7 protein-coding genes are annotated in these 8096 nt (G+C 40.7%); all 7 read right to left on the bottom strand.

Annotated features, from left to right (window positions below):
- Positions 1 to 124: 124 nt before the first annotated feature.
- Positions 125 to 1534, bottom strand: a complete 1410-nt coding sequence (locus tag Q8S11_RS15690; RefSeq protein ID WP_305663072.1) for an alpha-L-fucosidase — start codon at positions 1532 to 1534, stop codon at positions 125 to 127.
- 20 nt (positions 1535 to 1554) lie between these two features.
- Positions 1555 to 3000 carry a sulfatase-like hydrolase/transferase gene (locus Q8S11_RS15695; RefSeq protein WP_305663073.1) on the bottom strand — a complete coding sequence of 482 codons (1446 nt, stop codon included), beginning with the start codon at positions 2998 to 3000 and terminating at the stop codon, positions 1555 to 1557.
- Positions 3001 to 3042: 42 nt separating this feature from the next.
- Positions 3043 to 3534 carry a cupin domain-containing protein gene (locus Q8S11_RS15700; RefSeq protein ID WP_305663074.1) on the bottom strand — a complete coding sequence of 164 codons (492 nt, stop codon included), beginning with the start codon at positions 3532 to 3534 and terminating at the stop codon, positions 3043 to 3045.
- A gap of 158 nt (positions 3535 to 3692) precedes the next feature.
- Complete coding sequence (gene katG / locus Q8S11_RS15705; RefSeq protein WP_305663075.1) at positions 3693 to 5897, bottom strand: catalase/peroxidase HPI; 2205 nt, start codon at positions 5895 to 5897, stop codon at positions 3693 to 3695.
- Between the two features lie 603 nt (positions 5898 to 6500).
- Entirely contained in the window at positions 6501 to 6872 is a 372-nt protein-coding gene (locus tag Q8S11_RS15710; protein WP_305663076.1) for a helix-turn-helix domain-containing protein, read from the bottom strand.
- A gap of 38 nt (positions 6873 to 6910) precedes the next feature.
- Complete coding sequence (locus tag Q8S11_RS15715; RefSeq protein WP_305663077.1) at positions 6911 to 7492, bottom strand: hypothetical protein; 582 nt, start codon at positions 7490 to 7492, stop codon at positions 6911 to 6913.
- Positions 7493 to 7509: 17 nt separating this feature from the next.
- Positions 7510 to 8096, bottom strand: a 587-nt coding sequence (locus Q8S11_RS15720) for a helix-turn-helix transcriptional regulator (RefSeq protein WP_371135191.1), incomplete at its 5' end; no start/stop codon positions are given.

The raw sequence follows: 8096 nt of genomic DNA on the forward strand, positions 1-8096 counted from the left end.
TGTCTCCTTTAAAGTATCATAACAGTCAATCTATGTGGTTAAATATTAATCTTTAGATAGTTTTATATCTAACTCACCTTAATTAGGCTACTACTCGCCTTTACTAAATTTTGATATCCTGAACTTAAGGATTAGAAGAGGAGTTATAAACTGAAAAGTCTCTGATAATAGGCTCAGCAAGGCTTTTGTTGATATTCAATCTTAGTGCTGATACTTCTATTTGCCCAAATTTGGCTATGAATTTATGGCCTATGCTCGTTCCTTTACTTATCAATTGCCAACCTTTTTTGGTTTTAGCCTCAATACTAAATTCCCGGACCCGTTCACCATATGCAATATCTTCCATAAGAACCAGGTGGTCAATCTTTTGGTAAGATTTTAATTTTAATTCATAATTCGAACCCTTTCCTGAAACCCTTCCCAGAGCTGAAGAAAAGCGTTTTTTGATTTCCATTCCAAATTCTTTCATTCGATTAACATCAGGATCCGGAACAAGTCCTTCAGCATTTGGGGTGATACCCAGAATAAGTGTTGAATTTCTGCCTACAGAACCATAGTACATGTCCATCAGGCTTTCAAGGGGTTGAATATGTTTTTCATCACCTGGTTCCCAGAACCATTCATGACGCCCATTATGACCTCTTAATGGAGCATCGCTCATCGCCGGCATATAATATTCTCCCTCCGGATCACCCTCTTTAAGGAGTTGAAAATCGTTCTTGAAAATTTCCTTTGTGTTTGTCGAATGCGAATAAGGGAAAGGATAGGTTCCCCAGCAAGGGTAATTGACCTTCCCGGTTTCACTTCCGCCCCAGCGGATATCTGCTCTTTGGGTATTGTGATAGAAAATAATATTTGGCTGATGTTTTTCTACTATGGGTAGGATATTTGGGCCACCCAGTTCAGGGCCATGTGCTCCACCATCAAACCAAACCATAGCGAGTTCCCCATATCTTGACATCAGTTCTTCGGTCATTTGTTCACAAAGCTTGTTATAATGTTGTTGCCTGTTTTTTGCAAATGGAGAATTGTCATTGTGAACCATAAAATCATAAACTCCATAATTGGAATTCCAGCGTATTCCGATATAGAGTCCGGGTAAAACGCCGTATTTACGACAGGAGGCAACAAAATCACGAACTATATCTCCTTTCCCATCCTGAAATTTAAGTGCCTTCATGGAATAGGAGTTCACATCAGACTGGTAAAGTGCAAATCCTGTTTCATGGGTAACTGTTAAAATGGCAACCTTAGCACCCATGTCTTTGACCGACCTGACCCATTGATCGGTGTCAAGTTTTGTGGGATTAAAAATATTGTAATCGGCAATTGGATTGATTCTGTTTGCTGCCTGATTGTACCTTTTCCCATCGAAAACATGCAGATCATAGGAAATTAAGGTGGTAAGTTCTGCATCCTGCCAGACTAACTGGCTTTTATTAGGGATAGGAATACTTTTTTGCCCATAGGCAATATTGCACAAGGCAATGAGCAGGCAGCTGATAATATTTTTAATTGATCCCTTTAACTTCATTTTAATAGCTTTTATATAAATTAACTACCCCTTGGTTTCTGGTTTTTTGTACGCCCCCAATCAGGCAGATCAATAGTTAGATCATCAAATGCTGCGGTCATTTGTTGTTTCAGCAGTGCTCTCATTTGCAGGATCTTTTGGTTATAAGCCTGATCTTTGGAAAGATCATTAATTTCAAGAGGGTCTTTTTTGAGATTAAATAATTGAGTTGTTAAAGCGCCATCAACATTATAAACGATCATTTTAAATCCATCTTCAGATTTGATACTTCTGCTCCAGTGACCGTAAACATTGTAAATAGATGATCTTACTTTTTTTGATGGATCCTTAATGACAGGCAATAATGAACGGCCTTCAACACTTGATGGTCTTTTTACCGCCAGATAATCTATTATTGTAGGTGTAATATCACTAAGATAGGTGAATCCTTCAGTTTTCTTGTTCACAGGTACACCGGGCCCAGACATGATCATAGGCACCCTGATACTATGCTCATACAAATTCTGTTTGCCAAGCAATCCATGCTGCCCCACTGCAAGGCCATTATCACCGGCAAAAACAATTAAGGTATTTTCTTTCAAGCCACTTTTCTCCAAAGCATCTAAAATCCGGCCAACCTGGGCATCCATTTCACTGACCATTCCATAATACAGTGCAATGTCTTTTTTTATGGCCTCCGGATCTCGGGGAACAGGTAACAATTGTTCATCTCTTACATTCAGATCACCGTTATCAAAGGGATGTTTTGTTATGAAATTTGCCGGCAATGAAATTTTTGCCGGATCATACATTGTCGAAAATTTTCCTGGCGGAGTTCTTGGATCATGCGGCGAGGTGAAAGCCACATAACAGAAAAATGGACTTGACTTTGCCGTTGAACTGCTCAAAAATTTAATAGCATTTTCCGCATACAGCGTTGTGCTATAAATATCGCTGATCCGCTTTCGGTTTTCATTATAAACGCCCGTGCTGTCAAAAAGAGATACTGTCGGATGTTCCTGTCCGCCAAATTTTGGAAAATGCATTCCGCCAAAAAATATATCACCGCCTGTACTGAACATGCGGCTATGTGAGGTCTTATCACTATGCCATTTGCCGGTATGGTAGGTATTATAGCCTTGTTTACGCAGTACCTCAGGAAGGCTTACAATACTGTCAGGGATTATGTTTCCATCTCCTGGTAATCTGTTTACATAACGACCTGTTAACAGCATTGCCCTGCTTGGAATACAAACTGCACCCTGGTGGCCACCCATCACATGTGCCTGGGTAAACATCAATCCTGATTTTGCCAGCTTATCGAGATTGGGTGTTGAAATCTCCTTGTTCCCGGCAGCACCCAGGGCATGATAACTATGATCATCAGAATAAATAATCAATATGTTTTTTGCCCTAGGGGTTATTTTTTGAGCAATTATACTCGTTGGAAGTATAATTGCCGCCAGAATAAATGATAGAATTCTCATGAACGAAAACTTATATTAATTATACTGTAAGTTAAAGATTTTTCACTGACGACAAAGTCTTTCGATTAAGCTGGCAGATATGGGATATTCTGATTTCAGTTGAGCAGCTTTGGCCAGTTCAAAATCAGTGAAATCAAAGCCCGGAGCTACAGTACAGCCAACAAATGAATATTCTCCAATTGTTTCTGAAGCAAACCATGCACCAGCGGGCACGATTGCCTGGTATACTTCTCCCTCTTCACGGTTCTTTCCCAGACGGATCAGTTCGTAAGTTCCGTTAAGGTGCAGCACATGCACATGCAAGCTGTCGCCCTCATAAAAATGCCAGCATTCATCACTTTTGATGCGGTGAAAAGCAGAAAATAAATCTTTTAATAACAGAAAATAAATGGCGGTACTGAAATTCCGCTCAGCAGGAAATCTTAATGGTAATCCGCTCTTCGGAATGCTTTCTTCTGATCGGTAAGTCTCTTTAAAATAACCTCCTTCTGGATGGGGGAGTAAATTGTATTGATTAATTAGGTTTTGAATCATGATAAAGTGTTCTCTAAAATAATAAAATTGAAGATATTATTTCCTTTTAGCAGGACTTTGAAATGTTAATTGAATGACATCCAGTTCATCAATTAATTACATAAAAAAAGGTGGCCATTACCTGACCACCTTTTTATTAAATTATTTAGCGAATTAAATCAGGCCAGATCAAAACGGTCAAGATTCATCACTTTAGTCCATGCCGCAACAAAATCCTGAACGAACTTACCTTTTGCGTCCTCACATCCATAAACTTCAGCAATTGCACGAAGCTCAGAGTTTGAACCGAAGATCAGATCGGCACGGGTAGCGGTCCATTTGACATCTCCTGTTATGCGATCACGTCCCTCAAAAGCTAGCTTAGATTCAGAAATTGCTTTCCAGCTTGTGTTTAAATCAAGCAGATTCACGAAGAAGTCGTTGCTAAGAACATCTGTATTTTTAGTAAAGACACCGTGCTGAGACTGATCGAAGTTTGTGTTTAACACACGCATCCCGCCAATAAGAACTGTCATTTCTGGTGCAGTCAGTGTTAGTAATTGTGCTTTATCGATCAGCATTTCTTCTGTTGTAGAAGTTGATCTGGACTTCTGATAGTTGCGGAAACCATCTGCAAGCGGCTCCAGAACAGCGAATGATTCTACATCAGTTTGTTCCTGTGAAGCATCACTTCTTCCCGGAGTAAATGGAACCTGCAAATGCTGACCGGCATTGTTTGCAGCTTTTTCGATGGCTGCACATCCACCCAGAACGATAAGATCAGCGATAGAAACTGCTTTACTGCCAGACTGAGCATTATTGAATTCTTGTTGAATGCTTTCCAGCTTATCAAGCACCTGTGAAAGTTGAGCCGGATTATTGACTTCCCAGTACTTTTGAGGAGCTAAACGAACGCGTGCACCATTTGCCCCACCACGTTTATCAGAACCACGGAAGGTCGATGCCGATGCCCATGCTGCAGACACCAATTGTGAAACGGAAAGTCCTGAATCAAGAATTTTAGCTTTAAGAGCAGCAATGTCATTATTGTCAATCAATTCATGTGAAACCGCAGGGATAGGATCTTGCCAGATCAATGCTTCTGAAGGAACCTCTTTACCAAGATATCTTGAAATAGGTCCCATATCGCGGTGGGTAAGTTTATACCATGCTTTGGCAAAAGCATCTGCAAACTCATCCGGATTCTCATGGAAGTGCCTTGAAATTTTTTCGTAGGCAGGGTCTAGTCTTAAGGCAAGGTCGGTGGTAAACATGATTGGTGTATGACGCTTAGAGGGATCATGTGCATCAGGTACAGTTCCTGCACCCATTCCATGCTTAGGTATCCATTGGTGTGCACCTGCCGGGCTTTTAGTTAACTCCCATTCGTAGCCGAAAAGGTTCCAAAAATAATTATTACTCCATTTGGTAGGTGTGGTAGTCCAGGCACCTTCCAGACCACTACTGATCGTGTCTGCTCCTTTGCCACTGCCGAATGTGTTTTTCCAGCCCATACCCTGCTCTTCAATTCCTGCAGCTGCCGGAGCTACATCAACATATTGACCAGGATCAGCGGCTCCATGTGCTTTACCAAAGGTATGACCACCTGCAATCAGGGCAACAGTTTCGTAGTCATTCATTGCCATACGACCAAATGTATCACGGATGTCGCGTGCTGCTGCAATCGGATCAGGATTTCCATTTGGTCCTTCCGGATTTACATAAATCAAACCCATTTGAACAGCCGCCAGAGGGTTTTCAAGTTCACGGTCGCCTGTGTAGCGCTGATCGGCCAACCATTCCTTTTCAGAACCCCAATAGATGTCTTCTTCCGGCTCCCAAACATCTTCACGTCCACCACCAAAACCAAAGGTTTTGAGACCCATTGATTCGAGGGCACAGTTGCCTGTGAGGATCATCAGATCTGCCCAGGATATTTTTCTGCCATATTTTTGTTTAATTGGCCATAGCAGCAAACGAGCTTTATCCAGACTCACGTTATCCGGCCAGCTGTTCAGTGGCGCAAAGCGCTGAGTACCTGAACCTGCTCCACCACGACCATCCTGGATGCGGTAAGTACCGGCACTATGCCATGCCATACGGATGAAGAATGGACCATAGTGACCATAATCAGCCGGCCACCAGTCCTGTGAATTGGTCATTAAATCGAAAATATCTTTCTTTACAGCATCCAGATCCAGACTTTTGAACTCTTCAGCATAGTTGAACTTATCGCCCATTGGGTTGGATAGTGAAGAGTTCTGACGAAGAATGTTCAGCTTTAACTGATTTGGCCACCAGTCGCGGTTGCTTGTGCCACCAGGGCTCGGTTTTAATGAACCATGACCAAAGGGGCACTTGCCCTGGGTTGTGTTATCTTCCATATAATTAAATTTATAGATTCTATAAAATACGTGTAGGTTTTGTTTTAAACTTACCTATCCAAATCTACATTATTAAACATTATAATTCTTATTGATTATGTTTATGTTAATATAGAATTTGTCTATAAATAATTTTCATTTAATTTATCTGGAACTGAAACAAATATCAGGTGATTATTTTGTACAGTCTCCTAAAACTATAATTTTCGTAGATCCAACTCAGGTGAAATTTCGAACCCTCCCCGGGTTCTCATCCCTCCTGAAAATTACTGAATAAAAAACCAAACCTTTTGGGCTTGGTTTTAATTGGGTGGTCTCCTTCACAACCCAGCGGTGGACTTTGTCCGACGGAGGGGTTAGCTTACGCTGATCATCTCCTAACCCGTGAAGGGAATCAAAAGCCAGCTTCGCTACGCTCAGGCATTCTTCGCTGCATAAAAAAAACCAAGCCTTTCAGGACTTGGTTTTTTTATTTCGCTCAGCCTGCGGCCTGGCTTTTGATCATCAAGTGGAGCCGGAGGGATTACTTTATAATTAACTTAATTCGCTATTTATCAATGCTATATGAGCCATAAAAAAAGAATGGTGTCTATATAGTGTCCGTTATTTGGATTTTTCCGCTAATTCACCAAGCATGTCTAATGTCTTCTTTAAATTAAACTCAAGCAGTTTTAACTTCTTTTCCATGAAGTCAATTTTCTTCTCAAGTAGTCCGATCCGTGTGTGAGGATCCGCTTTAGGCGCTGGTTTTATTTTCGGGGATCCAATACCGGCAGTGAACCATTCCTGTGAGGCCCCATACAGTTTAGTGATTTTTGTGAAGAAGGAGGTAGATGGCAAACGCAATCCTTGCTCATATGCAGAGATAACCGGCTGGTCCGTATCCATCTGCTCGGCAAACTCTGTTTGCGATAGGCCCAGCGATAACCGGAAGTCCCGGATCCGAATGCCTGTTTCTATTTTATTAATGTTCATTGTGGTTGCTTTAAAAAATGGTGATTATTTTGTGCATGCTATTTTCTCTGAATTACCTCCCAGGTGATTTTAAATTCGAATATGTATTCGATCGTTTTATCCCCTGTTGATATTGGCAGGAGAATTTTTGCTGTCGCTCCATCGTTGACCGGCCCTGCCTTTTTTGAATAGCCATACAATAACCTTTGAGTCCACCCTGTACTGTAGCGGCTGTCATTATAATATACCAGATCAGTTGGTGCAATGAGATCAGACAATTTAGATCCTTTGATTATACTTGTTGGCACTTGCGAGTTATTACGATCGATATATTTTACTCCTTGATGGAAAACCTTGCCTGTTTCTCCGTCTGGACCGATATAAGCAGTTTCATCCCAAATAATTTTAATCGTTTGTTGCGACTTGTTTTGTAGGACAAAATTGTACTCTGAACTCCCAAGATTCCAATCTATGGCTATTAAACTATCCTGATAGCCTATCCCATTTTCTGAAATACTACCAGATGCTACATTTGATCCAACTTCTACCTTTGTAAGGATAGCTATGTATTTGCCTTTTTGGGCATAAACAATGTTAACGGCTAATGATAAAGCCATAACTAAAAGTATTCTTCTTACCATAAACAATAATCTAGCGTTTACATTTTATCTATCTTCTGTACAATATTGAAAATTTGCTGAACCTCTTCCAGTTGTAAGTCCTGGTCCGGGTATAAGTCTTTATCCGGATTTAGAGAATGAATTGTAATTATACCGTTTTCGACATCGTGATTAATAATTTTTTTTATCAAAATTCCTTCAGTCTGGTGAATGATAATCCATGAATCCACATAGTGGGTATGAAGTTTGTATTTCCAGTGCTGTCGTTGTACTTCTCTCCCAACTACGAAATATCCATCATAAATACTTTGTCTCGCTTCCTTAGGATCAAATGTAGTCATACTGTCTCCAACAACTTCAAAAGCCAAATAATTCCCCTTGTGTTCTTTGTAAACGTCAATAGTCATAGTGGGAGCATCTTCATAATATTCGGGATCTTCATAACCTCTTAAATATCCTGCGTACGCACGCTGCCTGATAACTGGTATTCTCATGCTTATTGTTCCATCACCTAAATCTGTAAACTTTTGATCATAAACCAAATCGGGCTCTGAAGCTAGATGTACTGGGATGGCTTCAATCCGAGGGTTTGGAACACGTGCCAAATGGATATGGTCTGTGACCA

Source organism: Daejeonella sp., assembly GCF_030695525.1.
Classification (GTDB): Bacteria; Bacteroidota; Bacteroidia; order Sphingobacteriales; family Sphingobacteriaceae; genus Daejeonella.